This is a genomic window from Photobacterium ganghwense, from assembly GCF_003025595.1.
In the GTDB taxonomy this organism is placed as follows: Bacteria; Pseudomonadota; Gammaproteobacteria; order Enterobacterales; family Vibrionaceae; genus Photobacterium; species Photobacterium ganghwense.
Genome location: NZ_PYMI01000011.1, coordinates 25,147 through 51,984, shown reverse-complemented (window position 1 = coordinate 51,984; position 26,838 = coordinate 25,147). Strand labels below are relative to the sequence as shown.

The window sequence follows — 26,838 nt, the reverse complement described above, 5'->3', positions numbered from 1 at the left end:
TTTCGGTGACGCCATCCTCTTGTGCCAGCGCAAGTTTTCGACTGTAACGCCCCTGAAAACACGGGGGCAATCCGCATTTTTCACCCTCTCATCCTAAAGTCTAATTGTGGCTGGCAGCGTTCTGTCAGAAGTTAGTTATTACGCAAGGGATATCCTGCATACCGAATTATCCGGTCCGGAACGGACACAGACGGAACACAAGGAGAAGAGAATGAGTGAGGTTCATGTGTATCCAGTAAACCAGAACATCGCTGCCAGCGCCCACGTCACTGACGAACAGTACCGCGAAATGTACCAGCAGTCGGTGATTAATCCGGAAGGTTTCTGGCGCGAGCACGGTAAAATCGTTGACTGGATCAAGCCGTTTAGCAAAGTGAAGAACACCTCGTTCGATACCGGCCATGTCAACATCAAGTGGTTTGAAGACGGTTCGCTGAACATCTCCGCCAACTGTATTGACCGCCACCTGGCAACCCGCGGCGACCAGCCAGCGATTATCTGGGAAGGTGACAATCCGGCTGATGATGCCATTCTGACTTACAACGAACTGCACGAGCAGGTCTGTAAATTTGCCAACGCACTGAAGAGCCAGGGTGTACGTAAAGGTGACGTGGTTTGCCTGTACATGCCGATGGTTGCGGAAGCCGCCGTGGCAATGCTGGCCTGTACCCGTATCGGTGCGGTTCACACTATCGTGTTCGGCGGTTTCTCTCCGGAAGCCCTGGCCGGCCGTATTACTGATTCCAATGCCAAAGTCGTGGTTACTGCCGATGAAGGCCTGCGTGGCGGCCGTGCCGTACCGCTGAAGAAAAATGTGGATGATGCCCTGGCGAGCGATGACGTGACCTCTGTTGAGAAAGTCATTGTCTTCAAACGCACCGGCGGCAACATTGAGTGGCACGCTGACCGTGATGTCTGGTGGCACGAAGCGACAGCGGTTGCCTCTGCGCACTGTGAACCGGAAGAGATGAATGCCGAAGATCCGCTGTTCATCCTCTACACCTCTGGCTCCACCGGCAAGCCAAAAGGCGTGTTGCACACAACCGGGGGTTACCTGGTGTATGCCACCATGACCTTCAAGTATGTCTTTGATTACCAGGAAGGCGATGTGTACTGGTGTACAGCCGACGTGGGCTGGATCACGGGTCACAGCTACCTGGTATACGGTCCGCTGGCCAACGGGGCGACGACCCTGCTGTTCGAAGGCGTTCCGAACTACCCGTCCACCAGCCGCATGAGCGAAGTGGTCGACAAACACAACGTCAATATCCTGTACACCGCGCCAACCGCGATCCGCGCCCTGATGGCCAAAGGTGACGAAGCCATTGCCGGCACCAAGCGTACCTCGCTGCGCATCATGGGCTCGGTCGGTGAGCCGATTAACCCGGAAGCCTGGGAATGGTACTACCGCACCATCGGTGACAGCCGCTGTCCGATCGTGGATACCTGGTGGCAAACCGAAACCGGCGGTATCCTGATCACGCCACTGCCGGGCGCAACGGCTCTGAAACCGGGCTCGGCAACCCGTCCGTTCTTCGGCGTTCAGCCTGCGCTGGTCGACAACATGGGGAACATTCTCGATGGTGCCAACGAAGGTAACCTGGTGATGATTGACTCCTGGCCGGGACAAATGCGTACCCTGTGGGGTGACCACGAGCGCTTTGAGCAAACCTACTTCTCGACTTTCCAGGGCATGTACTTTACCGGTGACGGCGCCCGTCGTGACGAAGACGGCTACTACTGGATCACTGGCCGGGTGGATGACGTACTGAACATTTCCGGCCACCGTATGGGCACCGCAGAAATCGAATCAGCCCTGGTCGCGTTCGACAAGATTGCCGAAGCCGCGATTGTCGGGGTACCGCATGACATCAAAGGCCAGGCCATTTACGCCTACATTACGCTGAATGACGGGGTGATCCCGAGTGCCGAGCTGCATAAAGAAGTGAAAGAATGGGTGCGCAAGGAAATCGGGCCGATTGCCACGCCGGACTTCCTGCACTGGACAGATGCTCTGCCGAAAACCCGCTCCGGTAAGATCATGCGTCGTATTCTGCGTAAGATCGCCACCGGTGATACTGCCAGCCTGGGGGATACCTCGACGCTGGCTGACCCAAGCGTGGTGGATAAGCTGATTGCAGAGAAACAAAAAGTGCTGTAATTTGCTGCTAGAAGCACAGAAAAGCCGCCAAACAGGCGGCTTTTTTGATCTACCGCTAAAAGTCACCGGCTCACTCTCGCGAATACTTGTCTCGCCAGCCAGACTCAATCATAGTGCCTGACGGGCCGTCAGCTGACGCTCCCCGACTCTCCTCTTTGTCGCCAAACAGCGTACACGTGTACAAGAAAAAGTGCGGTGATTAGACCAGTATTTTGCTGCGATTTGCGGTGAATTCTCTATAATTGCTCAGCAAGCATGTTTTGGCAGTATAAATCGGCACGCAAGGAAGCAAGGTTGCAAGTTTTTTGCACGTTGCTAGAGTTAAACCTCTAAAACAAGTGAAATAACGTCAAGATGTCGACCAATCAACGAATTTTATTGATCAATGGCCCTAACCTCAATTTGCTCGGCACCCGTGAACCGGGGCACTACGGCCAGCAAACTCTGGCGGATATTGTGGCTAACCTGACTGCCAAAGCACAAACGCTGGGCGTGACACTCGAGCACATCCAGTCTAACGCGGAGCATGAGCTGATAGAAGCTATCCATCACGCTCAGGATCGCGTCGATTTCGTTATTATCAACCCGGCTGCCTTCACCCATACCAGTGTGGCCATCCGGGATGCCCTGCTGGGTGTTGCCCTGCCGTTTATCGAGGTGCACCTGTCTAACGTTCACGCCCGTGAGCCGTTCCGCAGCCACTCTTACTTCTCCGATAAAGCAGTAGGCGTGATTTGCGGACTGGGCGCAGACGGATACGAATTTGCCCTGCAGGCAGCAGTACGCCGCCTTAACGCCGGCGACTGATCATGATTTTTGCCCTGTGAGCAATGCCGGACATTGCCTTACAGCCGCCCACTGAACATCAAAAGAGAAAGATAAATGGATATTCGTAAAATCAAAAAACTGATTGAGCTAGTTGAAGAGTCTGGTATTGCTGAGCTGGAAATCTCTGAAGGTGAAGAATCCGTACGCATCAGCCGTGCGACTGCTGCTGCCCCTGCGCCTACTCACGTTTACGCAGCTGCACCAATGGGCGCGCCTATTGCCGCTCCAGCACCAGTTGCAGCACCGGCTCCTGCCGCTGAGCCGCACGTAACGACCACTCCGTCGACGCCAGCTGGCCATCAGGTTCTGTCACCAATGGTAGGTACGTTCTACCGTGCGCCAAGCCCAGACGCGAAAGCTTTTGTGGAAATTGGTCAGTCTGTAAACGTGGGCGATACCCTGTGCATCGTTGAAGCGATGAAGATGATGAACCAAATCGAATCAGACAAAGCCGGTACGGTTGTAGCTATTCTGGCTGAAGACGGTGACGCCGTTGAGTTTGACCAGCCTCTCGTTATCATCGAGTAACCGGGGCGCGATATGTTAGATAAAATTGTTATCGCCAACCGTGGCGAAATTGCCCTTCGCATCCTGCGAGCCTGCAAGGAGCTGGGCATCAAAACTGTGGCGGTTCACTCCACCGCAGACCGCGATCTGAAACACGTACTGCTGGCAGACGAGTCAGTGTGTATTGGTCCGGCACAAAGCACCGAAAGCTACCTGAATATTCCTCGCATCATCAGTGCTGCGGAAATTACCGGGGCGGTTGCGATTCACCCGGGCTACGGCTTCCTGTCTGAAAATGCTGACTTTGCTGAGCAGGTCGAACGTTCAGGCTTTATCTTTGTTGGCCCGAAAGCGGACACTATCCGCATGATGGGTGACAAAGTTTCCGCCATCAGCTCCATGAAGAAAGCCGGTGTACCTTGTGTACCGGGTTCTGACGGCCCGCTGGGTGACGACGAAGCCAAAAACCGTGCCTGTGCTAAGCGCATCGGCTACCCGGTGATCATCAAAGCCTCTGGTGGTGGCGGCGGCCGCGGTATGCGTGTTGTGCGTGCAGAATCGGATCTGGTAGAAGCAATTGCCATGACCCGCGCCGAAGCAAAAGCAGCCTTCAACAACGACATGGTTTACATGGAGAAATTCCTGGAAAACCCACGTCACATTGAAGTACAGGTGCTGGCTGACGGCCAGGGCGGCGCGATCCACCTGGGTGAGCGTGACTGTTCGATGCAGCGTCGTCACCAGAAAGTTGTGGAAGAAGCACCAGCACCGGGTATCACGGAAGAGATGCGTAAGTACATCGGTGAGCGTTGTACCCGTGCGTGTGTTGAAATCGGTTACCGCGGCGCAGGTACGTTCGAGTTCCTGTACGAAAACGGTGAGTTCTACTTCATTGAAATGAACACCCGTATTCAGGTTGAGCACCCAGTTACAGAAATGGTAACCGGCATTGACCTGATCAAAGAGCAGCTGCGTATTGCGGCAGGCCAGCCACTGTCTTTCACTCAGGATGACATCAAGCTGCGCGGCCACGCTATCGAGTGCCGTATTAACGCTGAAGACCCAGTTCGCTTCCTGCCGTCTCCGGGTAAAATCCAGCGTTTCCACTCACCGGGCGGCATGGGCGTGCGTTGGGAATCGCACATCTACACCGGCTACAGTGTTCCGCCTTACTACGATTCAATGATCGGTAAGCTGATCACTTACGGTGAGAACCGTGACGTGGCCATTGCCCGCATGAAGAATGCGCTGGGTGAGATGATCATCGACGGCATCAAAACCAACGTTCCGCTGCAACAAGACATTATGGCGGACGAAAACTTCCAGCACGGTGGCGCTAACATCCACTACCTGGAGAAGAAGCTGGGTCTGCAATAAACCCACGCTGAACGCTGACATTAAGGCTGCCTCTGGCAGCCTTTTTTCTTCGCACCGACCAGCCACAGCGGTGATGAAACCAGCAATCACCACGCGGCACTTGGCACGCCCCGCCAAGTTTTGCCACAATAGCCCCCTTTGTTTTTGTATGAAACGTGAGCAGACACGCTGTATCGCTGCCACTTACCGTCTGCTTATTAATGGATAATTAACGCCATGAAAACGCTCTCAGCGCGCTATCGCCAGGCCCACAAAGAAGCCAAATGGGCTCTCGGACTGGCACTGGCTTATTTCGTCTGGTGGTACTGCACCGCCTATGGTTTTGCCCCGGCCAGCACTGACACCACCATGCCGACCCTTTACTGGGGCTTTCCTCTCTGGTTCCTGCTGGCCTGTATTATCGGCCCTGTGATTTTTACCCTGCTTTGTGCCCTCATGGTGAAATTCCTGTATCGGGACATGCCGCTCGACGCCGAACAGGAGACCCCGCATGAATAGCCAGCTGCTTATCCCTCTTGCTCTGTACCTTTTGGCTGTTTTTGCTCTGGCGCTTTATAGCCGCCGCCACCGCAGCAACGGTAAAGGCTTTCTCAACGAATACCTGGTCGGCAACCGCAGTATGGGCGGTTTTGTGCTGGCGATGACCCTGGCCGCGACCTATGCCAGCGCCAGCTCCTTTATCGGCGGCCCGGGCGCAGCCTACAAAATGGGCCTGGGCTGGGTACTGCTGGCGATGATCCAGCTGCCAGCCGCCTGGCTGACACTCGGGGTACTGGGCAAGAAGTTCGCGATTGAAGCGCGCCGCCACAATGCTCTGACCCTGAACGACATTCTTTATGCCCGTTATAAAAACCGCGGGGTCGTGATCCTTGCCTCCCTGGCGCTGCTGCTGGCCTTTTTCGGCACTATGGTGGTGCAGTTTGTCGGGGGAGCGCGCCTGCTGCAAACCGTCACCGGCCTGTCTTACCAGCACGGGCTAATGCTGTTTGCCGTCACCGTCGGCCTGTATACCACCATTGGCGGCTTTCGCGCCGTGGTCATGACTGACACCGTGCAGGGCATCATGATGATCATCGGTACCATTGCCCTGCTGGCCGGTATCGTCCACGCCGGTGGCAGCATCGGCGAGATGATGGGCGAACTGCACCGCATCGACCCGGCGCTGGTCACGCCGTACGGCCCTGATCATTTCCTCAGCCAGCCATTTATGCTCAGCTTCTGGGTACTGGTCTGTTTCGGGGTGATTGGCCTGCCGCACGCCGCAGTACGCTGCATGTCGTATAAGTCCAGCGCATCGCTGCACAGCGGCATGGTGATCAGCACCATCATGGTGGCCTTCCTGATGCTGGGGATGCACCTGGCCGGCGCGCTGGGACGCGCTATCGTCCCGGATATTGCCAGCCCGGATCAGATCATGCCGACCTTGATGATGACGGTACTGCCGCCAGTGGTGGCCGGGGTCTTCCTTGCCGGGCCGATGGCCGCCATTATGTCGACCATAGACTCCCAGTTGATTCAGGCGTCAGCCACCCTGCTCAAAGATCTGTACCTCAATTACATCAACCCCAAAGCCGCAGAAGGACCGGAAGCAGAACGCCGCCTACCGAAGCTGTCACTGTGGGTAACGGGGATCTTTTCCGCACTGGTGTTTGTCGCGGCGACCAATCCGCCGGACATGATCATCTGGCTTAACCTGCTGGCCTTTGGCGGCATGCAGGCCGTGTTCCTGTGGCCGCTGGTGCTGGGCCTGTACTGGAAGCGCGCGTCAGCCACCGGCGCCTTCGCCTCGATGAGCAGCGGCCTGGTGTGCTACATCGCCCTGTCAGTGATCAAGCCGGATCTGGGCGGGATCCACATCATCGTGCCGACCCTGGCGCTGAGCCTTGTCGCTTTCGTGATCGGCAGCCTGACCCGCCCGGTACCGGTTCAGGTACCGCAGCAGGTCTGACCCGCCAACCATTCCCTCTCTCAGATAGCACCTTCGGGTGCTATCTTTCTATCAACGGCCCGCCCCGGCCGTCGGGCGAGTCACTGCATGTACCTACTGCCTAAAATTCATGCTAGACTCCGCATCCTTGAACCGTAGCTAATGAAAAGCGAATTAACCATGCCTTGGATTCAAATCAAACTGAACGCGACGGCAGACAATGCTGAAGCCATCGGCGACATGCTGATGGAAGAGACCGGTGCGGTCTCTGTCACTTTCCTGGACGCTCAGGACACGCCGGTTTTCGAACCGCTGCCGGGAGAAACCCGCCTGTGGGGTGATACTGACGTTGTTGGCCTGTACGATGCCGAAACGGACATGAACTTCGTCCTGGAGATGCTGAAGAACAGCCCGCTGATCGCCGACGACTTTGCCTACAAAGTTGAGCAGCTGGAAGACAAGGACTGGGAACGTGAGTGGATGGAGAACTTCCACCCAATGCGTTTTGGCCGCCGCCTGTGGATTTGTCCGAGCTGGCGCGAAGCCCCTGAGCCGGATGCCGTAAACGTCATGCTGGATCCGGGCCTGGCGTTCGGGACCGGGACCCACCCAACCACGTCACTGTGTCTGGAATGGCTTGACGGCCAGGACCTGGCCGGTAAAACCGTGATCGATTTCGGTTGTGGCTCCGGCATTCTGGCCATCGCTGCGCTGAAACTGGGCGCGGAGAAAGTCATCGGTATCGATATCGACCCACAGGCGATCCTGGCGTCGCGTGACAACGCAGAGCGCAACGGCGTAGCTGACAAACTGGAACTGTTCCTGCCGCAGGATCAGCCGGAAGGTCTGACGGCTGACGTCGTGGTTGCCAACATTCTGGCTGGCCCACTGCGTGAACTGTCACCGGTCATTAAGAGCCTGGTGAAAGACAACGGCCTGCTGGCAATCTCCGGTGTGCTGGAAACTCAGGCGGAAGACGTTGCCAGTTTCTACAGCGATGAGATTCGTCTGGATCCGATTGCTGCCCGAGAAGAATGGTGCCGTATCGCAGGCCAGAAAGCCTGATCGCGCCCAACCGCTGCTCTGGTTATAAAACGGTCAATTGATTGAAAAGCAAACGGTTTTGTAATTCAAAAACTAAATGCTCAATTATTGGCCTTTTCAGACAGCGAAAAAATGCGTAAAATGCGCGCCCTTACTGGCAGTGTCGGGAACAGACGTTTGAAGATCGGTCCTTATCAACTTAAAAACCAATTGATAGTAGCCCCAATGGCAGGCGTCACCGATCGTCCGTTCCGTGAACTGTGTCTGCGCTACGGCGCCGGCATGGCCGTCAGTGAAATGATGTCATCCAATCCTGACCTGTGGAAAACCGCCAAGTCTCAGAACCGTATGGTGCATGAAGGCGAATCGGGAATCCGCTCGGTACAGATCGCAGGCTCCGACCCTCAGCTGATGGCTGAAGCGGCACAGTTCAGTGTCGAAAACGGTGCCCAGATCATCGACATTAACATGGGTTGTCCGGCCAAGAAGGTGAACAAGCGCCTGGCAGGTTCAGCCCTGCTGCAGTACCCGACGCTGATCGAAGAGATTCTTCGCAGCGTGGTGGATGCAGTGGATGTCCCGGTGACACTGAAGACCCGTACCGGATGGGATTTGGATAACCGCAACTGTATCGACATTGCCAAACTCGCCGAGCAATGCGGCATTCAGGCGCTGGCCCTGCACGGCCGCACCAAAGCCTGTATGTACAAAGGCGAAGCAGAATACGATTACATCAAGGCAGTGAAAAAAGCGATCTCGATTCCGGTGATTGCGAACGGTGATATCGATTCACCGGAAAAGGCACGCTTTGTACTGGATTACACCGGTGCCGATGCTTTGATGATTGGTCGCCCGGCGCAGGGCCGACCATGGATTTTCCGTGAAATCCATCATTATTTAACAACTGGCGAACACTTGTCGGCTCCATCTATGGATGAAGTCAGCGAGATTATGTTGGGTCATGTCCAGGAGCTACACCGTTTCTACGGCGAATACCTGGGTTTGCGTATCGCGCGCAAGCATGTGTCTTGGTACCTGAAAGAGCATGCCCCAGCTGGTGATTTCCGCCAGACCTTCAACGCAATCGAGAATGCTGAACAGCAGATCGATGCGCTGCAAGGCTACTTCGAAAACGTTGCATAAATACGAGAAGAGCTTACAGAATATGTTCGAACAAAATCTGACTTCCGAAGCACTAACAGTTACTACTGTAACTTCACAGGACCAAATCACACAGAAGCCACTTCGTGACTCTGTCAAAGCGTCACTGAAAAACTACCTGGCTCAACTAAACGGTCAGGAAGTCGATGATCTGTACGAGCTAGTGCTTGCTGAAGTTGAGCAGCCACTGCTGGACACTATCATGCAGTACACCCGTGGTAACCAGACTCGTGCAGCAACAATGATGGGTATCAACCGCGGTACACTTCGTAAGAAGCTGAAGAAATACGGCATGAACTGATAACTCACCAGCAAATAACTGTATTGAAAGGGGCTTTCCTTAATTGGACAGCCCCTTTCTTGTTATATGTACCCCGACATGTACCCCGGGGTATTTTCTATGAGACTTTTGATATGCCATCGACAAAGCGTAAAAGTATCCGGAATACCAATCATGACGATTGGCCTAGCTGGTTTAATATCAGAAACTACGACCAATTAAACAGCATCACTATCGGAGAGTTCCTAAATGAACTCGACTACAGGCTTACACTCCATGAGCGAATACCTCAATACTGTCGAGGCAGGTTTAGAGAGAATGGCTGGACACAAATAACCAGAGGTAATCCAATCGTTAGTTCCTGCCCAACTATTACCAGGGCCAGCCTCCCACTAGAAACTAACTCTGTTCACGTGATGAAACGCATCGATTTAGAAACCCTTACTATGATGAAAGACGCGAACGATGCCCGTAGACCCCCTCTTCCATCCCCTGCTGAGTTTTTCAATGGCAAAGTACCATCCCCAGACGCAACACGTGAAATCACTCAAAAAGAAGAACTAGAACGAAACCGTGCTGAGTACCAAATGCCTTTCAACGCCTCCCGCGATAGTGTTTTGTTATCTATTGACTTGGAGAACGCTAACGATCAACAAATCCTAAAGGATATTGCCTACCTGCTCCCCCAGCTCAGAGAAAAACTAAGATGCCCAGAAAAGTCCTCTGACGACAAAAAGCATGATAACCTTCAAACATTAAAAAAGATCATCGAATACAAGGCGATTGCCTTCCTAGATCTGGATTTTTACTTTCTTACTCACCCCAATAACCAACTTGCGCCGCTTAAGCCATCCGCTTCACTGTTGAGCCGCATACTATTTGATGGAGAGAAAGACGAGTATCAAGTAAAGAGAACAATCCGTCCTTACTATGCAAACACCGTCTTGAATACAGAGCTCATGAATCGATTATTTAGCAAAATCAGAGAAGATAAATCGCTATTAAGTCGGAAAGTACTTAGCCTTTAACGATCCACCATCAAAAGGTACAAAATTCAAATTTTGATTTATGTACCGACTGCACGATCGAAAACCAGCATCATTCACCCAACGCAAATGAAGACATAACAAAGGTGAATGATGTCTGCTTTTAATAACCATCAACATTCCATTCAAGACCGAGTAATCCGCGAGGCCGAGCGCCTACAAATTACATCGATTTCACGCTCACAGGCATACCAACTCGAAAAGCAAGGCCGCTTTCCTAAACGACTAAGGCTAGGTAGCCGCTCGGTAGGCTGGCGCTTATCCGAAATTATGAGCTGGGTAAATGACCGCGCTATGGAGATTTAAATGCAACCGCCTTGCAAACACGTAGCCCAAACCAAGCCAGTTACACGATTCATCAAGCCAACTGAAATGCAACGCCTTTTAGGTGTTAGCCGTTCAACACTCTATCGCGGGATAAGATCAGGCTGCTTCCCCACGCCTATTAAGTTAAGTGAAAACAAGATCGGCTGGCGTGAAGACGATTTCAACGCTTGGCTCTACAACCGCTAACACAAGAAAGGACAGGGCTACCTGTTCCTTTCCAAGACATCACAATGCAAGCAAGCACCAGCTGACACGCTAAACAAGGTTTTTCATCAACACATTTTCATCGTGCTGGTGGCTTGGAGCCTTTTCATTACTGAGTTTAGGTCATTGCATGGTAAGAAATAACCGCAGGATATTTATATTATTTACCGCCCAATGATTAAAACAGACAACTTTATCTACGACGATATTATTTGGCAGATCATGCACTTTGATACAGGTATCAATAGCAAAATAATGAGAAAAACAATGGAGCAGCTATCTGTACTACTTACACACTACTCTCGATTGCTCATGATCCGAGTAGACTTCAAATGCCTAACATCGGCACTGGACAGTAAGCACCTATCTATGTTCATGCGTAGATTAGTGTCTCATTTAAAGAGGCAATACAACTGTATCGTTGGCTATGCTTGGGCAAGAGAGCAGCTCTCAGGCAAATATCCTCATTACCATACCGCACTGTTACTCAATGGCCATAAGGTTAATCACCCCAGCAATATCATTAAGCTCATAGAAAAGATGATTCAGAACCAGCAGGTGCTCAACTTCTACGTTCCAAGGCATTGTTATTACCAGATATCAAGAAGCTGCACGAAAAGCCAACAAGCAGCTATCTACCGGCTTAGCTATCTCGCAAAAAATGCAACCAAAGGTTATCGACCAAAGCAAACGAAGGACTATCAAACCAGCCGAAACAAGCCTAAGCCAGCAACCACAAACAGTAACTAAGTGCGAACAATTTCACCGTCTCAAAACGAACCCTATGAACCGAAGGTGGTTTCGCACTTAAAAGGGAAAAAAGCCATTCGCACTTCATTAAACCCCAATAAAAAGGAAGCTTAAATGAACGGTAGATTCGACTTAAACAGCCTCCCGATGTGCGGAGCAAAAACACGCCATGGCATCCCCTGCAAGCGTAAAGGCAACAAAAAAAATGGGCGCTGTAAACTTCATGGTGGGCACGCTACTGGCGCAAAAACAGAGTTAGGGCAACTGGCTTCAAGAGCGAACGCCCAAAAAGACTTCCCAGACTGGTTCTTCGGTAAGCCTGTCAAGACAGAGTATGTCATCAGAGCCCTTTCCAGTTATGAAAAGCTGGTGGAGCTAATGCTGGCCGATGAAATCGACTGGGACACAGTCTTTGATGTTGTTGAACAAGACCAAATTCCGCTAGAAATGTTGAAGTACTACATCATGTTTAACGTAACACCTGAAGCACTGATCATCATTCAGTCAGCGCTAGATACTTATTATCAAGAAACCCATGCCCCACATCTAGCGTTTCATGTATATGCACCGATGATTGTATTTCATAAATTTTTTAGGCAATTGTCCGCACCTGATAGAGAGTATCTAGCTAATTGGTTCAAAAAATATAGTTCGAGACATCCTGGTTATAACTGGTAGCACAACCAACGTAAATACTATCTGTTACCTCATATAGAATGACGCTCAGTACAAACATATGTACTGGGCTTTAAATATACATCTACTCCCCCTACAGACAAATGATAGCTACTGAACCTATCTTGTATTGAACTACCACATGTAGTGCCTCCTGCATAAGCAACATACAACATACAGGAGCGAAAATGAAAATCTCTTTTATTACAATAACTTAAAAAAGTTGCATATACATCTCATTATTCGAGTTTATTCTTCACTAATTTTTTTTTTTAAGCTAAATTGATATTGAATTGATGTACGGAAGCTGTACAATTCGCAACCTGTTATCTCACCCCAAGCAAGTAGGACTCACTATGCTATCTCTAATCAGACAAGAGGAAAAAGAAACCAAAGCCGCAAAGCAGAATGATAACAACTGCTATTCTAATGTCGTGCCTATTGGCTCTAGAGTTCGAAAAAGTGAGAAATCTCAAAAAAATGTGTTAGCAGCTGCAAAAAAACTAAAATGGTAACTTGCCGAATTGCACTACTCTTATAGTCTACAGGGTTAATTGAACCTTGTAGAATATGAGAGATGTACAATGACAGTTGTAGCTGTTGCCCCTCCCCAAGCATCACCATCAGATGGCTTAACACCAGAAAGTACTACCAAACACATCCAGAACAGGCGTTCCCAAGAGCTAGTTATCGGGCTTTGTGGTGCTATTGGTTCCGGTGTAAAAGCATTAAAAGAAACATTAAGCAGTGTGCTAACAGCCTCTGGATACACCGTCCATCATATTAGAATTAGTGATCACATAAGTGATATTGTCGGTGGTGATCTATCTAATTTGAGGGGTTATGAACGATACAAGAAACTACAAGATGCTGGTGATGTACTTCGAAAAAAGCACAAAAATACATTTCTAGCCGAAGTTGCTATCAATGCCATTACTGTATACAGAGATAAACACTTTGGTACAGGTTCAGATGAAGGTGAAATCGTAAAAACTGACCTGAAAGTGGCGTATATCATTGATCAGCTGAAACACCCTGACGAGATAAGTCTTCTCAGAACAGTATATCCAAATAACTTCTACCAAATCGGCCTTATCAGAACAGAGAAGGAACGAAGAGTTAACTTAAGTGATGAGCAAATAGCTGCTTCACACATTGACGAACTAATAAGAAGAGACCGTAAGGCTGATGACCCATATGGTCAACAAGTAGAGAAAGCTCTTTATAGTGCCGATTATTTCATTAGGAACCTCTCAAATCAAAGTAAGCTAATGAGAAAATCCGTCAGTAGATTTGTAAACCTTATTCATGGCCAGGTAGGCATAACACCAACTCATGACGAAATCGGCCTATTTACAGCGTATTCAGAATCCTTAAAGTCTGCATGCCTCTCTAGACAAGTAGGTGCCGCTATCATGGATGATACAGGGCAAATCATCGCTACTGGGTGCAATGATGTTCCAAAATATAAGGGAGGCCTCTATGATGCAAACTCTACAGATGACTTTCGGTGTATTCATCAAAAACGCTGCTCAAATGATAAACATAAGCAAATACTAGAAGCTGAAATTGAAAGCGTGTTGATGCACAATAGCATCCCTCAACGTAAGGCTAAAGAATTAGCTAATAGCATTCTTAATGAAACTAAAGCTAAGTCCATTATCGAATACTCTCGCGCAATTCATGCTGAAATGGATGCAATTACTAGTCTAGCCAGAAAAGCATCATGTAGCTCTCAAGATAAAACACTCTACTGTACGACTTATCCGTGTCACAACTGTGCAAGACACATAGTTGCCGCGGGTATCATACGTGTCGTTTACATTGAGCCTTATGAAAAAAGCCTTGCAATTCAGCTTCATGGAGATGCTATAACTGATAGTACAGAGCCAAATAAAGTGGTATTTGAACCATTCGAAGGCGTAGCTCCAAACCGTTATGACTCGTTCTTTAAATACAATACTAAGCGCAAGGATTCATCAGGAAGAGCCATTGATTTCAACATCATAGAATGCCACCACGTTGATCCACAATACTTAGATAGCTACCATGACTACGAATACCGCATAGCAGAAATTGTGAATAAAAAGCTCACTCCACCACCTCAAACTACATAACCTTCCCACTATCAGATGGGAGCAAATAGCTCCTATCTGATTGAAATACCGATTTCTCTATGTATTTAAGCACGCATTAATACAACATTGTGTGGTTGAGTGGAGATTAACTCTAGCCACTCAATCCATTTATTTAAAGCTTCAGCCTTCTCAGGCAAATACTGGCTTCTGTTGTAAATAGCCATGACTCCCGGCATCGTATGGCCAAGAAGCTGCTCAACAACATACGGTGGTGCAATACCAAGATCATTAATACGAGTATCCAGAGTGCGTCTCAAATCATGTAATGTCCATGATTCCTTATGGCCCAAACGCTTCCAAAACTGTCCCCCATTTTGGCTAACAGCTTCTGGGTTCTTCAACTCGCCAAGTACATAATCATTTTCTTTATATGTTGCTTTCAACTCCAATAGCCAGGGCTTCAGTTGCTCTGGTATTGGTCTTGTGATCTTGTTTTTTGTTTTACTATGGCTTTTCGGAACCGTCCATACTAGACGCTCAAAGTCCCACTCATCCCACTTAGACAACCTAACTTCTTGAGTTCTTGCTCCGAAGACCATCAATAGCCTGATTAAATTGCGATAATATGGCAAATAGCGTTCATTTTGAAACAGGTTCCAAACATCACCTAGCTCCTGATCGGTTAAAACACGATCGATTTTTTGCTGCTTTTTACCTACATCTGTTACAACCAAGTCATCTAAGGCTCTGCTGGTGGCATAACGGCGAACACGACAAAAACGAAGTGCCTGTTTTGCGTTTTGAAATACATACCCAGCAGCAACGGGTGCTGGGCGTTGCTTACCAGGGATGCCTTTTCTTGCTCGGTCAAAGCATTCCAGCCAATGCCGAGTTTCGGTCTGTTCCAATGGTAAATGCCCAATATAAGGATAAAGGTGGCGTGCAAACTGAGAACGGTGTTTGCTGGCATTGGCGCGTTTTTCTTCTGCATACTCCACCAGCCAATACTCCAAAGCCTCTTGTACTGTAACAGGCTTTAGTGTTGCACTTCTCTCCAAATCGCGCTTAAGCTTGGGGTCATGGCCTTCGGCCAACCACTCCCGACATTGTTTAGTCAGCTCTCTCGCTTTCTGTATTGATAGCTCTGGGTAATCACCCAAATCTATGCGCTTATTATTACCTTCAATCTTGTAACGGAACTGCCAACGGATCTTGCCCATAGGCGAAACTCTTGCCCCAAGACCATCACCATCGGAATAAACAGTTGTTTTATCGTGAGGCTTGTTTAGAAGTGCTTTTAGTTGTTTGTCGTATAGTTTTGCCATTGTTCCCTCTCACAGGGTACACGCCATCTTCATGTACCCCGATATGTACACGGAGTTAACCACAAAAACGAAAACAAACCAAGACAAGCAGAAACAAGAAACCACCGTAACCAATTGCAAAATAAGAGATTAACGGAAGAGAAAAAACAAAAGAGAACAACTGGAGACAAGGGTTTTGATAATACGGCATGAACTAATTCCGCTGGAATTAGCCCGCGTATTTTCAGGCCTACATCTCAGATGTAGGCCTTTTTGTTTCTTAGGGGGTACTGACCGTTAGAGGTAGTCACACAGATAAGCCGTTTCTTTCTCGACTTTAACATGGAAAGAGGCATCGCCCGGGACTTCGAAATCATCACCGGGATAGTAAGTTTCCCAGTCAATATGACCCGGCAACTTAACGGTCATGGCCCCTTTGACCACCGTCATGCGCTCCGGCGCCGCGGTCGCAAACGTATATTCACCCGGCAACATCACACCAACACTGGCACGCTCACCGCCGCTTTCAAACCCGATAGACTTTACCTGGCCTTCAAAATATTCATTCACGTTCAACATGATATTCCTTATCTTTAACTCCTGATGTCTTTCGAAGCTAACACAGTTCAGTCCATTCCCCCAACAAAATTTCCTTCTGCCTGAGGGCAAATATTCTGCTCCTCAAATGTGCCTGGCATCAGAGGAGTCCCGCTGCGCTATATCAGCCATTTCCCTGTTCGTCAGCGGCCAGCGCCTCGAGGATGGAGCAGTGGCTGGCATCATCATCCACGTGGCCACAACAGGCATCGTTAATTTTCTTCAAAGCCGTGCGTATCCGGCGCAGCTCCACCATTTTCTTGTCCACCTCATCCAGCTTGGCCTGAGTAATGGCCTTAACCTCCGCGCAGCTGTGCTGGCAGGCTTCCAGCCGGATATCCAACAGCTCCCGGATCTCGTCCAGGCTTAACCCAATCGCCTTGGCGCGCAAAATAAACCGGATGCGGGACAGGTCATCCTCGCTATACAGCCGGTAGCCTTTCTCGCTGCGTCCGGATGGCACCAGCAGGCCGTTCTTCTCATAAAATCGCAATGTGTCACTGCTGACCGCACAACGCTTTGCCAGCTGACCAATCAAATACATAAAACCCGATTCCCTGTATCTCGCCCGAAAACGAAAAAGCAAACGTTTGCGCAGCGGTAGAATTCATGTAGAATATGCCGCGTTTACCGCTTGAATCTGTTGTTCGGGCATACCCCGCTCTCCCGATTCTAGCCGAGGGTATTTACCAAAAGCCAGCCGCAACCGCCCGATGGCTTTTGGCAAATATTCCCCGTGTATGCAAAAGAGATGGTCGCAATGGAAAACGCACGTCCTATCCGCCGCGCGCTGATTAGCGTATCTGATAAAACTGGTATTGTTGAATTCGCTCAGGCGCTTGCCGAGCGTGGCGTCGACATTCTGTCCACCGGTGGTACTGCCCGCCTGCTGGCTGAACAAGGTATCAAGGTAACTGAAGTGTCGGATCATACCGGCTTCCCGGAAATGATGGACGGCCGAGTGAAAACCCTGCATCCAAAGATTCACGGTGGTGTGCTGGGACGTCGCGGCACGGATGATGCCATCATGGCCGAGCATGACATTGCCCCGATTGATATGGTCGTGGTAAACCTGTACCCGTTTGCCGCCACCGTGGCCAAGCCGGACTGTACCCTGGAAGACGCCGTGGAAAACATCGATATCGGCGGCCCGACCATGGTGCGCTCCGCAGCGAAAAACCACAAAGACGTCACCATCATCGTTAATGCCCACGACTATGACCGCGTCCTCACTGAAATGGCAGCCAACCATGGCTCGCTGACTCACGCGACCCGCTTTGACCTGGCGATTGCAGCCTTTGAGCACACTGCCGCTTATGACGGCATGATTGCCAACTACTTCGGTACCATGGTGCCTTCTTACGGCGACCCAACTCTTTATCAAGAAGGAGATGCGGAGTCAAAATTCCCGCGTACCTTCAACCAGCAGTTCGAGAAGAAGCAGGACATGCGCTACGGTGAAAACAGCCATCAGGCGGCTGCATTCTATGTCGAGAAGCATCCGGAAGAAGCGTCAGTCGCCACTGCCCACCAGATTCAGGGTAAAGCGCTGTCTTACAACAATATCGCAGATACTGATGCCGCCCTGGAATGCGTGAAAGAATTCGACCAGCCGGCCTGTGTGATCGTCAAGCACGCGAACCCATGCGGCGTGGCTCTGGGCGACGATATTCTGGAAGCATACAACCGCGCGTACCAGACTGACCCGACTTCCGCCTTTGGTGGCATTATCGCCTTCAACCGCGAGCTGGATGCCGCCACGGCCCAGGCCATTATCGACCGCCAGTTTGTGGAAGTGATCATTGCCCCTCGCGTCTCCGCACAAGCTGCACAAGTGGTTGCCGCCAAACAGAACGTTCGCCTGCTGGAATGCGGCGAGTGGTCTGGCAAGACCACCGGCTATGACGTGAAACGTGTTAACGGTGGCCTGCTGGTACAGGACCGTGATCAGGGCATGGTCGGCCTGGACGACCTGAAAGTAGTGTCCCAGCGCCAGCCTAGCGACGAAGAGTTACGTGATGCCCTGTTCTGCTGGAAAGTAGCTAAATACGTGAAATCCAACGCCATTGTCTACGCCAAAGGCAACATGACAATCGGTGTCGGTGCCGGCCAGATGAGCCGCGTTTACTCAGCGAAAATTGCCGGCATCAAAGCCGCAGATGAAAATCTGGAAGTTGCGGGCAGCGTAATGGCCTCCGATGCCTTCTTCCCGTTCCGCGACGGTATCGACGCGGCGGCGGAAGCCGGTATCACCTGCGTGATTCAGCCAGGCGGTTCAATGCGTGATGAAGAAGTAATTGCCGCAGCCGACGAACATGGCATGGCGATGGTCTTCACTGGCATGCGCCACTTCCGTCACTAAGCACCTGAATTCACACCCAGGCCCGATTGCCGCGGCCTGGGTGTTATTCGTTTAATTTTGTACATCAAGCGTATCGTCCCTGGTGTACCTCCATCAGCAAGCGAATTGAGCCAGACCAGGATTGCAATAACCAGGAAAAACGCGGAGTTTACGCTAGTAAATAAGCATTTTTGACGCCGTTATTGTGATTCTGGCGACGCGATAAAGAGCGACAGGAGAAAGAGTTACATGAAAGTTCTGATCATTGGTAATGGTGGCCGCGAACACGCACTGGGCTGGAAAGCCGCACAAAACCCCGCGGTGGAAACCGTGTTTGTTGCACCGGGCAACGCAGGGACAGCGCTAGAGCCTAAACTACAAAATGTAGCGATTGGTGTTGAAGATATCGCTGGCCTGGTCAATTTTGCCCGCGAAAACGACGTGGCGCTGACCATTGTCGGTCCGGAAGCCCCGTTGGTTATTGGTGTGGTAGATGCCTTCCGTGAAGCTGGCCTGCCAATCTTTGGGCCTACGCAGGCCGCAGCCCAGCTGGAGGGTTCAAAAGCCTTCACCAAGGATTTCCTTGCCCGCCACCAGATCCCAACGGCGGAATACCAGAACTTTACGGAGATTGAGCCGGCACTGGCCTACCTGCGTGAAAAAGGCGCGCCTATCGTGGTGAAAGCGGACGGTCTGGCGGCCGGTAAAGGCGTTATCGTGGCGATGACGCTGGAAGAAGCAGAAGAGGCAGTACGTGACATGCTGGCCGGTAATGCTTTCGGCGAAGCCGGTCACCGAGTGGTCATTGAAGAATTTCTGGATGGCGAGGAAGCCAGCTTCATCGTGATGGTCGACGGCAAGAACGTACTGCCGATGGCTACCAGCCAGGATCATAAACGTGTCGGCAATGGCGATACCGGCCCGAACACCGGTGGCATGGGCGCTTACTCTCCGGCACCGGTAGTGACCGCAGCGATCCACCAGCGCGTGATGGATGAAGTGATCTACCCGACCGTACGCGGTATGGCCGCGGAAGGAGCCCCATATACCGGCTTCCTGTACGCAGGCCTGATGATCATGGCCGACGGCACGCCGAAAGTCATTGAATACAACTGCCGCTTCGGCGATCCGGAAACCCAGCCAATCATGCTGCGCATGCAGTCCGATTTGGTGGAACTGTGCCAGGCCGCGATTGACGGCAAGCTGGATACGGCGGAATCCCGTTGGGATCCACGCGCCTCTGTCGGTATCGTGCTGGCAGCCGGTGGCTACCCGGCAGACTACAACAAAGGCGATATCATCAGCGGTCTGCCGCAGCAGGATGTTGAGGGCGAGAAAGTCTTCCAGGCCGGTACAACAGAGAAAGACGGCCATGTGGTAACCAATGGCGGCCGTGTGTTGTGTGCAACTGCCATGGGCGCGACAGTGTCTGACGCTCAGCAGCGTGCCTACCAACTGGCAAAACAAATCAGCTGGAATGGCATGTTCTTCCGTGATGACATTGGCTACCGGGCAATTGCCCGTGAGCAGGAAGCCTGATCAAACAGGCAGCAGAGCCCCTTCCGCGGCTGGCCTCTGTGCTCAAACCATAAAAAAACGCGCCCTTGGGCGCGTTTTTTAATTGAAAGCAGTAAAATGCCACACATCCCCAGAGAACAGCCCCGGGCTCAGTTACCCAGCAAATTCGGGGCAGTCAGACACGGCTGAGCGGTTTGCGTCAGCAGCAATAACCCGTTCGCGGTCAGAGCATCACGCCGCACCTGACCGGTTACCAGCATAAACCCCTGCATTTGTGCTGCCAGCAACTGATGCTGCTGGGAATCTGCAAGTGCTGGTGTGAAATTAACCGCTAACAGGCGATCATCACCACAGCGATGAAACTGGCCGTGGCGCCAGGTACCCTGCACCAGCGAGACATCGGCCTTACGTTGCTGCTTTACCACGTCGATGCCCCGCTCGGCATCACGTACCAGCTGGCTCAGTTGCTCTGACGACAGTGGGATCAGCTCACCGCCCAACGTATAACGCTGGAACACCGCGTTGCCTTCAGTATCGTAGCGGACATGCAGACTAAACGGCTCAAGCTGCTGACCGTCCAACTGCTCACCGATACGCTTGATTTCACGTAGCTTTCCCTCACGCCAACGGTAATCCGACTGGTAATGACCGTCGTCACCCAGCTGAACCTGCTCCGCCAGTTTGACCGGCCGGTTCTGTTGCGAGGTGTACCAGTACAATGTCGTGGTGTCGCCCAGCGTCTGACCACCAGTGTGGGTCAGGACAGGCGTAATGGAGTTTTCCGGAACTAAGGGGGTGGAGGCGCAGCCCGCGAGGAGCGAAATGAGAAGAAAAAGAGAATAGCGCTTCATGGAAAAACTCCGCCAGATAGAATATCTGGCGGAGTATAGATTATTTCACTGCGTCTTTCAGTGCTTTACCAGCTACAAATGCTGGAACGTTTGCTGCAGCAATTTGAATTTCCTGGCCAGTTTGAGGGTTACGACCAGTACGTGCAGCACGGTGATTTACTTTGAAAGTACCAAAGCCGATTAGTTGAACCTGATCACCTTCCTTCAGCGCGTCAGTAATACCGTCCAGAGTCGACTCTAGAGCAATTTTAGCTTGGGCTTTAGAAAGATCTGCTTTTTCAGCGATCAGGTCAATCAGTTGGGTCTTGTTCATTAGGTTTCCCTTCTAAGGTTTTTTCTTAAGACGCATCAACTCTAATTCAAAAGAAGCCTGTGTGGCAAAGGTTTGTCGGCTATCATGTGCTTAGGTGCGGGCTCTTTAACCATAAACTGAGCGCAAGTTCACAAAATGCCTTCTCAGCGTGCTTGGAAATAGTTGTATTTATTCGCCTCAGCACCGATTAATATAGGCATTCACGTTATTTAGCTAATAAGGTAAGCATGATTCTCCTTACGATTTACGTCGCAATTGCGATTGGTGTTTCGTTTATCTGCTCAGTACTGGAAGCCGTGTTACTGAGTATTTCGCCGAGTTATATTGGCACTCTGCGCCAGCAAGAACATCCCGCCGCTCCTCGCCTGGCGGCTTTGAAAGAAAATATCGACCGCCCGCTGGCCTCTATTCTGACGTTAAACACCATTGCTCACACCATTGGTGCTGCTACTGCCGGTGCCCAGGCCGCCGTCGTGTTTGGCAGCCAGTGGCTGGGCGTATTCTCCGGCGTACTGACTATCGGGATCCTGCTGTTCTCGGAAATCATTCCAAAAACCATCGGTGCCACTTACTGGCGTCAGCTGGCACCGGCCAGTGCGTCGATTCTACGCTGGATGGTATGGGCACTGACGCCGTTTGTCTGGGTGTCCGAGCAAATTACCCGTCGCCTGTCCCGCGGTCACGAAGCACCGAAACTGCGCGATGAGCTGTCTGCCATGGCCATGCTGGCCAAAGAGTCCGGCGAGCTGGAAGAGGGCGAGTCTAAAATTATGACCAACCTGCTCCAGTTCCGGGATGTCAGCGTCACCAAAATAATGACGCCGCGTCCGGTACTGTTCCGGGTCGATGCCGAACAGCCGATCAATGAGTTTCTGTCCCAGCATAAAGACAGCCCGTTCTCACGCCCGCTGGTTTACAGCGAGCAGAGCGATAACATTCTGGGCTTTGTCCACCGCCTGGAGCTGTTTGCCGAAAGCCAGGCCGGTCGTGGCCAAAATGAACTGGGCACCCTGATGCGTCCGATTCCGGTCATCATGAATACTGCCAGCGTGCCAAAAGCGTTTGAGCAACTGATGAAAGAACGCTCGCAGCTGGTGCTGGTCGTGGATGAATACGGCACGGTACAGGGACTGGTCACAATGGAAGACATTTTCGAGCATCTGGTCGGCGAAGAGATTGTGGATGAAGCCGACAAAAACACCGACATGCAGCAACTGGCCTACCAGCGCTGGGAAAAATGGAAGAAACTGCACGGCGTCATTGAGAGCAAAGATGACGAGTAGGTAAAACAACAAACCACAGATACAAATAACGAAAGGGGCCTGATGGCCCTTTTCTGTTATTTGTATCTGTGGTTATTGGTAAATTATCAGTATCGTGGCGCGCTTAGGCTAGCCTTAGCGCTCCGCCACCGCGTCCGACACGCGCTGCCCGCTCAACAACCCCAGCAACCCGCTGACTGCCAGCACAGCGACAGTCGGAACAATCCAGCCGGCATAATAGCCGTACAGCGGCAACTCACGGCTCAACACTGCATCCATAGCTTCCGGCATGCTGCCCAGAATGTGCAGCGCATCCATACCTCCGAACACCAGTGCAGTGGCCACCGTGGCCAGTACCCCTGATGTCGCTAGGACTCGGCGCAACGGCGCGATCATCAGCAAAGCAATCGCCACCGGATGCAACGCGACCACCGCCGGCAAAGTAATCGCCAGCAATTGATCCAACCCAATGTTGGCCACCAGAGCCGCCACCAGCATTGTGACCCACACACTGCCACGGTAAGATACCTTATGGAACGTCCGGCTGTAAAACTCACTGCCGGCCGTTGTCACGCCGATCGCCGTAGTCAGGCAGGCCAGCACCATCACCACACCTAGCAACATCGTGCCGAATACACCAAAATGGTGAGTGGTGAAAGCCGTCAGGATCTCACCGCCGTTGGTGAACTCCGTGCTGAAACTGACGCTGGTTGCCCCAATATAAGCCAGCGACACATAAACCAGTGCCATCGCGCTCGCATACATCACCGCCGCCATCAGGGTGTACTTGGCCGTCGCTTTCGGGCAGCTGACCCCCATGCTTTGAATCGCACGGAAAATAACCCAGCCAAAGCCAATCGAGCCCAGCGCATCCATCGTCATGTAGCCCTGGGTGATACCTTCCGCAAACGCCCCACTGACGTAAGGACCGGTCGCTTCGCCCATTGCGCCAGCCGGGAACCACCACGCCACAACGGCCATCACAACAAGAATGGACAGCAATGCCGGGGTTAACCACTTACCCAGTGTATCCACCAGCTTGCCGGGATACAGGGAAAACAACACGGTCGCGAGGCAGAACAAGATCGAAAACGGTATCAGGGCTGCGTCACCCACAAACGGTGCAAAGCTGAACTGGTAAGCGACGGTAATCGCGCGGGGGATCACAAACGCCGGGCCAATCACAATGAAGACCATGATCCAGAAGCTGGTTGCCAGCGGACGCGGTAATACCGCGGTCAAGTTATCCGAACCCTGTACCAGAGCCACCATAATCAGTGCCAGCGCTGGCAGCCCGACCCCGCTCAGCAGGAAGCCTGACATACCTTCAAGCAGGTGCTCACCCGCCTGGTAACCCAGAAACGGAGGGAAAATCAGATTACCTGCGCCCAGATACATGGCAAAGGTCATAAAGCCTAACGCGGCGATGTTACGTACACTTAACATAGTCTTCCTCTGTATGGCCAGACCGGAAGCTACTAGGGAGAGAACATGAGATAGATAGGGAGTGACTCTGCCAGCAACTTCTCGGCTGACAGAAAAATGGTACGGCCTGTCAGCCCCGAATAAGTTTCAGAGAGAGCAGGAGGAGCAGGTTAGCGGCCACAGCGCGCTGGCTGCGGTGCAACGAACAAGTTGTATGGGTGACAACAGACATGCTCAATCCTGGCTGACAGTAAAAGAATAGGAAGGTTATCTTCCCGGTGCTTTCCTGTTATAAACGCCTGAACGGGCGCTTGGCAAGACGTCGAATAAAATAAGTTGATTGAGTTACTACGTAATCAACTAAAAGAATAATTGACCAGTTTCAAAGCATAAAAACCACATTATCGACTTAACAATGTAGCAACATGATAACGACTGGCTCAACCGGTATAAACCCACAGCCTGTACTGCCGTAAAAAATGGCCATAAAAAAAGAGCCCAGGGGCTCTTTTCTGAGACTGTCGCCGCTTATAAGGCAATGCCGATATTACTGACCGGATCTTCACGCAGCTCTTTACGCAGCCCTTTGATCAGCTCAATGTCACGACCTTCCGCCTCTTTCAGCGCCCGGAAAATCGCCCACTGCATATCCCACTCAGCACAAACCGCTTCATTTTGCTTTTGGTTGTCATCCGTGATCGCTTCACCCAATTGTGCTTCTTCCAGGTTCGCCACGGTTTCCACGGACAAGCCGCTGATTTTCAGCACATGCTCCAACATCAGATCACGATCCAACAAGCAATGCAGCAGATCCGCCAGCGCTGCGCAGGCATCAATCGCCGGGTTGACGGCATACAGATCATAATCATCAGCATTAGGGACCAGCTCTTCCAGTTTTTCCAGCTGGCGCTCAAAATTAATCTTGGCGTTCTTCACCGTCAGCGATTCCCAGATACTGTCCAGGATCAGGTGGTATTTCTGACCGTCCTCAAAATCGGTTTCGGCACAGAAAAAAGCATAATTCGGATACATGCGTTCACACAGCGACACCATAAAGGTAATGTGCTGCCAAGGTTCGAGTTTTTCTAAGCGAAGCTGAATTGGATTCTTAAGCATGGAATAATCTGCGGTAGTGATTTGCACCGGATCTTACTTGTATCCCCCTACCACTGCAATACAAGGACGCGGGATCACCACGATGAAAAAGGAATAGTATGAATAAGCTGATGATCATCTCCCGCCAGCAGGCCACTTATACCGCGCTGCTGGCACAACAGGGATTACCGGATTTGACCCTGACCGACGATCCCGCCGAGGCTAATGTGATCCTGGCCGATCCCCCGTTGATTGCCCATACACTGGAGTGCTTTTCAGCTCTGGCATGGTTGCAGTCGACCTTTGCCGGCATCGACGCTCTGATCCAACCGGATAAACGCCAGGACTACCAGCTCACCAATATCCGCGGCTGCTTCGGCCAACTCATCACCGAATATGTTCTGGGGTATAGTGCCAGCCATTACCGGCATTTCAGCCAGTATCAGCGCCAGCAGGCCGATGCGCAATGGCAGCCTCATTCTTACCGTGGTCTGGCCGGGCGTGTCATGGTCATTCTCGGCACCGGCAGTATCGGACAGCACCTGGCACACGCCGCCACGGCGCTGGGTCTGAGGGCAATCGGTGTCAATCGATCCGGCACCGCCCCGTCAGAATCACCGGATGCGTTTGAGACGATCTATCCGATATCGCGGCTTGCCGATGCCCTGCCACAGGCAGATATCGTGGTTTCTACCCTGCCCGCAACAACGGCGACGAATGATCTGCTGAATCGGGACAGCCTGCAGCATTGTCGCGAGGCGCTGCTATTCAACGTAGGCCGTGGTAATGCGGTGTGTGAAGAGAGTCTGTTATGGGCGCTCACCCACAACCATCTGGCGCATGCGGTACTGGACGTCTTCAAGCAAGAACCCCTGCCAGCGGCGCATCCGTTCTGGCACCACCCGCAGATTACGGTGACTCCGCACATTGCGGCAGAGAGCTTTCCCGATCAGGTCATGGCTATCTTTGCCGACAATTACCGCCGTTGGCACACCGGTTCCCCCCTGTGTTACCAGATTGATTTTCAGCGCGGTTACTGAAACGCGCTCATGCTGTTACCGTGCTGACTGACAGCAAGGTTTACGTTCGCGACGGAGGCTTTATGCCCAAGGCACCACACCAGACACAACAACTTGATAACCTGCTGGATCAAATCCGTCATTGCGAGATCTGCAAGGATCATCTCCCTCTGGGACCCCGGCCGGTTATTCAGGCCGCGGCCAGCGCGAAGTTAATGATTGTCGGTCAGGCGCCCGGTACCCGGGTGCATGAGACCGGCATCCCCTGGAATGATCCCAGTGGCGACCGACTGCGTCAGTGGCTGGAACTGGACAGAGCGACGTTTTACGACCCGGCGCAAATCGCCATTATGCCGATGGGCCTCTGCTACCCCGGCAAAGGCAAATCCGGTGACCTGCCACCCCGCCCGGAATGTGCCCCGCAGTGGCATCCGCAGGTCTGGCCGTTGCTGCCGGACGTGGGGATGACGCTGCTGGTTGGCCAGTATGCCCAGCAGCGCTATCTGAGCGATAAACCCAAAACCCTGACCGAGACGGTAAAAGCATGGCAGCAGTGGGCACCGCGCTACATTCCCATGCCCCACCCTTCTCCGCGCAATACCTTGTGGCTGAAAAAGAACCCGTGGTTTGAAGCTGAGGTCGTGCCGTATATCCGGGACTATGTCCACCAGCATTTGGGGTTAGTCAAAGGATAGATTCCAGCAAACAAAAAGCCCATGCAGTCACCTGCATGGGCTTTCCATTCATG

At 51.8% G+C, this 26,838-nt stretch carries 27 protein-coding genes; 20 read left to right on the top strand and 7 right to left on the bottom strand.

The features are described 5' to 3' along the window. Nucleotides 1-211 precede the first annotated feature (211 nt). The 15 genes from acs (at nucleotide 212) to C9I92_RS23275 (ending at nucleotide 14,404) form a co-directional block, all read left to right on the top strand. On the top strand, nucleotides 212-2,161 hold the full coding sequence (gene acs, locus C9I92_RS23345; protein ID WP_047885267.1) for an acetate--CoA ligase: 1,950 nt from the start codon (nucleotides 212-214) through the stop codon (nucleotides 2,159-2,161). A 354-nt stretch (nucleotides 2,162-2,515) separates the two neighbouring features. After that, on the top strand, nucleotides 2,516-2,968 hold the full coding sequence (aroQ, locus tag C9I92_RS23340; protein WP_047885268.1) for a type II 3-dehydroquinate dehydratase: 453 nt from the start codon (nucleotides 2,516-2,518) through the stop codon (nucleotides 2,966-2,968). Between the two features lie 75 nt (nucleotides 2,969-3,043). After that, nucleotides 3,044-3,517, top strand: a complete 474-nt coding sequence (gene accB, locus C9I92_RS23335; protein ID WP_047885269.1) for an acetyl-CoA carboxylase biotin carboxyl carrier protein — start codon at nucleotides 3,044-3,046, stop codon at nucleotides 3,515-3,517. Nucleotides 3,518-3,529: 12 nt separating this feature from the next. Beyond that, nucleotides 3,530-4,873, top strand: a complete 1,344-nt coding sequence (gene accC / locus C9I92_RS23330) for an acetyl-CoA carboxylase biotin carboxylase subunit (protein WP_047885270.1) — start codon at nucleotides 3,530-3,532, stop codon at nucleotides 4,871-4,873. Nucleotides 4,874-5,089: 216 nt separating this feature from the next. Beyond that, nucleotides 5,090-5,371 carry a YhdT family protein gene (locus C9I92_RS23325; RefSeq protein WP_047885271.1) on the top strand — a complete coding sequence of 94 codons (282 nt, stop codon included), beginning with the start codon at nucleotides 5,090-5,092 and terminating at the stop codon, nucleotides 5,369-5,371. Further along, nucleotides 5,364-6,821, top strand: coding sequence for a sodium/pantothenate symporter (gene panF / locus C9I92_RS23320; RefSeq protein ID WP_047885272.1), 1,458 nt, complete (start codon nucleotides 5,364-5,366; stop codon nucleotides 6,819-6,821). Before C9I92_RS23325 ends, panF begins: the two co-directional genes overlap by 8 nt. A 159-nt stretch (nucleotides 6,822-6,980) precedes the next feature. After that, the gene (gene prmA / locus C9I92_RS23315; RefSeq protein WP_047885303.1) at nucleotides 6,981-7,865 is read left to right on the top strand and encodes a 50S ribosomal protein L11 methyltransferase; all 885 of its coding nucleotides are present in this window, start codon (nucleotides 6,981-6,983) and stop codon (nucleotides 7,863-7,865) included. Between the two features lie 156 nt (nucleotides 7,866-8,021). Then, entirely contained in the window at nucleotides 8,022-8,987 is a 966-nt protein-coding gene (dusB, locus tag C9I92_RS23310; RefSeq protein ID WP_047885304.1) for a tRNA dihydrouridine synthase DusB, read from the top strand. A gap of 22 nt (nucleotides 8,988-9,009) precedes the next feature. Then, nucleotides 9,010-9,306, top strand: coding sequence for a DNA-binding transcriptional regulator Fis (gene fis, locus C9I92_RS23305; RefSeq protein WP_005372656.1), 297 nt, complete (start codon nucleotides 9,010-9,012; stop codon nucleotides 9,304-9,306). A gap of 113 nt (nucleotides 9,307-9,419) precedes the next feature. Continuing rightward, nucleotides 9,420-10,313 (top strand): DUF6387 family protein, encoded by an 894-nt coding sequence (locus C9I92_RS23300; protein ID WP_047885273.1) that lies wholly within the window; start codon nucleotides 9,420-9,422, stop codon nucleotides 10,311-10,313. Nucleotides 10,314-10,421: 108 nt separating this feature from the next. Continuing rightward, nucleotides 10,422-10,637: an AlpA family phage regulatory protein gene (locus C9I92_RS23295; protein WP_084712554.1), complete on the top strand. Its 216-nt coding sequence runs from the start codon at nucleotides 10,422-10,424 to the stop codon at nucleotides 10,635-10,637. After that, the gene (locus C9I92_RS25840; RefSeq protein WP_084712555.1) at nucleotides 10,638-10,844 is read left to right on the top strand and encodes a helix-turn-helix transcriptional regulator; all 207 of its coding nucleotides are present in this window, start codon (nucleotides 10,638-10,640) and stop codon (nucleotides 10,842-10,844) included. It abuts the gene before it with no gap. 192 nt (nucleotides 10,845-11,036) lie between these two features. Then, entirely contained in the window at nucleotides 11,037-11,612 is a 576-nt protein-coding gene (locus tag C9I92_RS25920; protein WP_047885274.1) for a YagK/YfjJ domain-containing protein, read from the top strand. Between the two features lie 114 nt (nucleotides 11,613-11,726). Next, a complete protein-coding gene (locus C9I92_RS23280) occupies nucleotides 11,727-12,290 on the top strand; it encodes an HGGxSTG domain-containing protein (protein ID WP_047885275.1) in 564 nt (187 codons plus the stop codon). A gap of 581 nt (nucleotides 12,291-12,871) precedes the next feature. Further along, entirely contained in the window at nucleotides 12,872-14,404 is a 1,533-nt protein-coding gene (locus tag C9I92_RS23275) for an anti-phage dCTP deaminase (RefSeq protein ID WP_047885276.1), read from the top strand. A gap of 65 nt (nucleotides 14,405-14,469) precedes the next feature. Here C9I92_RS23275 and C9I92_RS23270 read toward each other — a convergent pair whose 3' ends face one another. The 3 genes from C9I92_RS23270 to zntR form a co-directional block, all read right to left on the bottom strand. Beyond that, on the bottom strand, nucleotides 14,470-15,690 hold the full coding sequence (locus C9I92_RS23270; RefSeq protein WP_047885277.1) for a tyrosine-type recombinase/integrase: 1,221 nt from the start codon (nucleotides 15,688-15,690) through the stop codon (nucleotides 14,470-14,472). 276 nt (nucleotides 15,691-15,966) lie between these two features. Next, nucleotides 15,967-16,248, bottom strand: coding sequence for a pyrimidine/purine nucleoside phosphorylase (gene ppnP / locus C9I92_RS23265; RefSeq protein WP_047885278.1), 282 nt, complete (start codon nucleotides 16,246-16,248; stop codon nucleotides 15,967-15,969). Nucleotides 16,249-16,390: 142 nt separating this feature from the next. Next, complete coding sequence (zntR, locus tag C9I92_RS23260) at nucleotides 16,391-16,810, bottom strand: Zn(2+)-responsive transcriptional regulator (protein WP_047885279.1); 420 nt, start codon at nucleotides 16,808-16,810, stop codon at nucleotides 16,391-16,393. Nucleotides 16,811-17,026: 216 nt separating this feature from the next. Here zntR and purH point away from each other — a divergent pair, with 216 nt between their 5' ends. Both purH and purD read left to right on the top strand, forming a co-directional pair. Continuing rightward, complete coding sequence (gene purH / locus C9I92_RS23255) at nucleotides 17,027-18,628, top strand: bifunctional phosphoribosylaminoimidazolecarboxamide formyltransferase/IMP cyclohydrolase (RefSeq protein ID WP_047885280.1); 1,602 nt, start codon at nucleotides 17,027-17,029, stop codon at nucleotides 18,626-18,628. 228 nt (nucleotides 18,629-18,856) lie between these two features. After that, nucleotides 18,857-20,146: a phosphoribosylamine--glycine ligase gene (gene purD, locus C9I92_RS23250; RefSeq protein ID WP_047885281.1), complete on the top strand. Its 1,290-nt coding sequence runs from the start codon at nucleotides 18,857-18,859 to the stop codon at nucleotides 20,144-20,146. 128 nt (nucleotides 20,147-20,274) lie between these two features. On the opposite strand, the gene C9I92_RS23245 is transcribed toward purD, so the two are convergent. Continuing rightward, nucleotides 20,275-20,976, bottom strand: coding sequence for a DUF1481 domain-containing protein (locus C9I92_RS23245; RefSeq protein WP_047885282.1), 702 nt, complete (start codon nucleotides 20,974-20,976; stop codon nucleotides 20,275-20,277). Between the two features lie 40 nt (nucleotides 20,977-21,016). Further along, a complete protein-coding gene (gene hupA / locus C9I92_RS23240; RefSeq protein WP_047885283.1) occupies nucleotides 21,017-21,289 on the bottom strand; it encodes a nucleoid-associated protein HU-alpha in 273 nt (90 codons plus the stop codon). 227 nt (nucleotides 21,290-21,516) lie between these two features. Here hupA and C9I92_RS23235 point away from each other — a divergent pair, with 227 nt between their 5' ends. After that, entirely contained in the window at nucleotides 21,517-22,572 is a 1,056-nt protein-coding gene (locus C9I92_RS23235) for a CNNM domain-containing protein (RefSeq protein ID WP_047885284.1), read from the top strand. Between the two features lie 114 nt (nucleotides 22,573-22,686). On the opposite strand, the gene brnQ is transcribed toward C9I92_RS23235, so the two are convergent. Together brnQ and C9I92_RS23225 are read right to left on the bottom strand one after the other, a co-directional pair. Further along, nucleotides 22,687-23,997: a branched-chain amino acid transport system II carrier protein gene (gene brnQ / locus C9I92_RS23230; RefSeq protein ID WP_047885285.1), complete on the bottom strand. Its 1,311-nt coding sequence runs from the start codon at nucleotides 23,995-23,997 to the stop codon at nucleotides 22,687-22,689. A 507-nt stretch (nucleotides 23,998-24,504) separates the two neighbouring features. Further along, nucleotides 24,505-25,092 carry a YjaG family protein gene (locus C9I92_RS23225; RefSeq protein ID WP_047885286.1) on the bottom strand — a complete coding sequence of 196 codons (588 nt, stop codon included), beginning with the start codon at nucleotides 25,090-25,092 and terminating at the stop codon, nucleotides 24,505-24,507. A gap of 98 nt (nucleotides 25,093-25,190) precedes the next feature. Between C9I92_RS23225 and C9I92_RS23220 the strand changes: the two genes are divergently transcribed. Both C9I92_RS23220 and C9I92_RS23215 read left to right on the top strand, forming a co-directional pair. Beyond that, nucleotides 25,191-26,111, top strand: a complete 921-nt coding sequence (locus C9I92_RS23220; protein WP_047885287.1) for a D-2-hydroxyacid dehydrogenase — start codon at nucleotides 25,191-25,193, stop codon at nucleotides 26,109-26,111. A 62-nt stretch (nucleotides 26,112-26,173) separates the two neighbouring features. Further along, entirely contained in the window at nucleotides 26,174-26,785 is a 612-nt protein-coding gene (locus tag C9I92_RS23215) for a uracil-DNA glycosylase family protein (protein WP_047885288.1), read from the top strand. The last annotated feature ends 53 nt before the right edge of the window (nucleotides 26,786-26,838 follow it).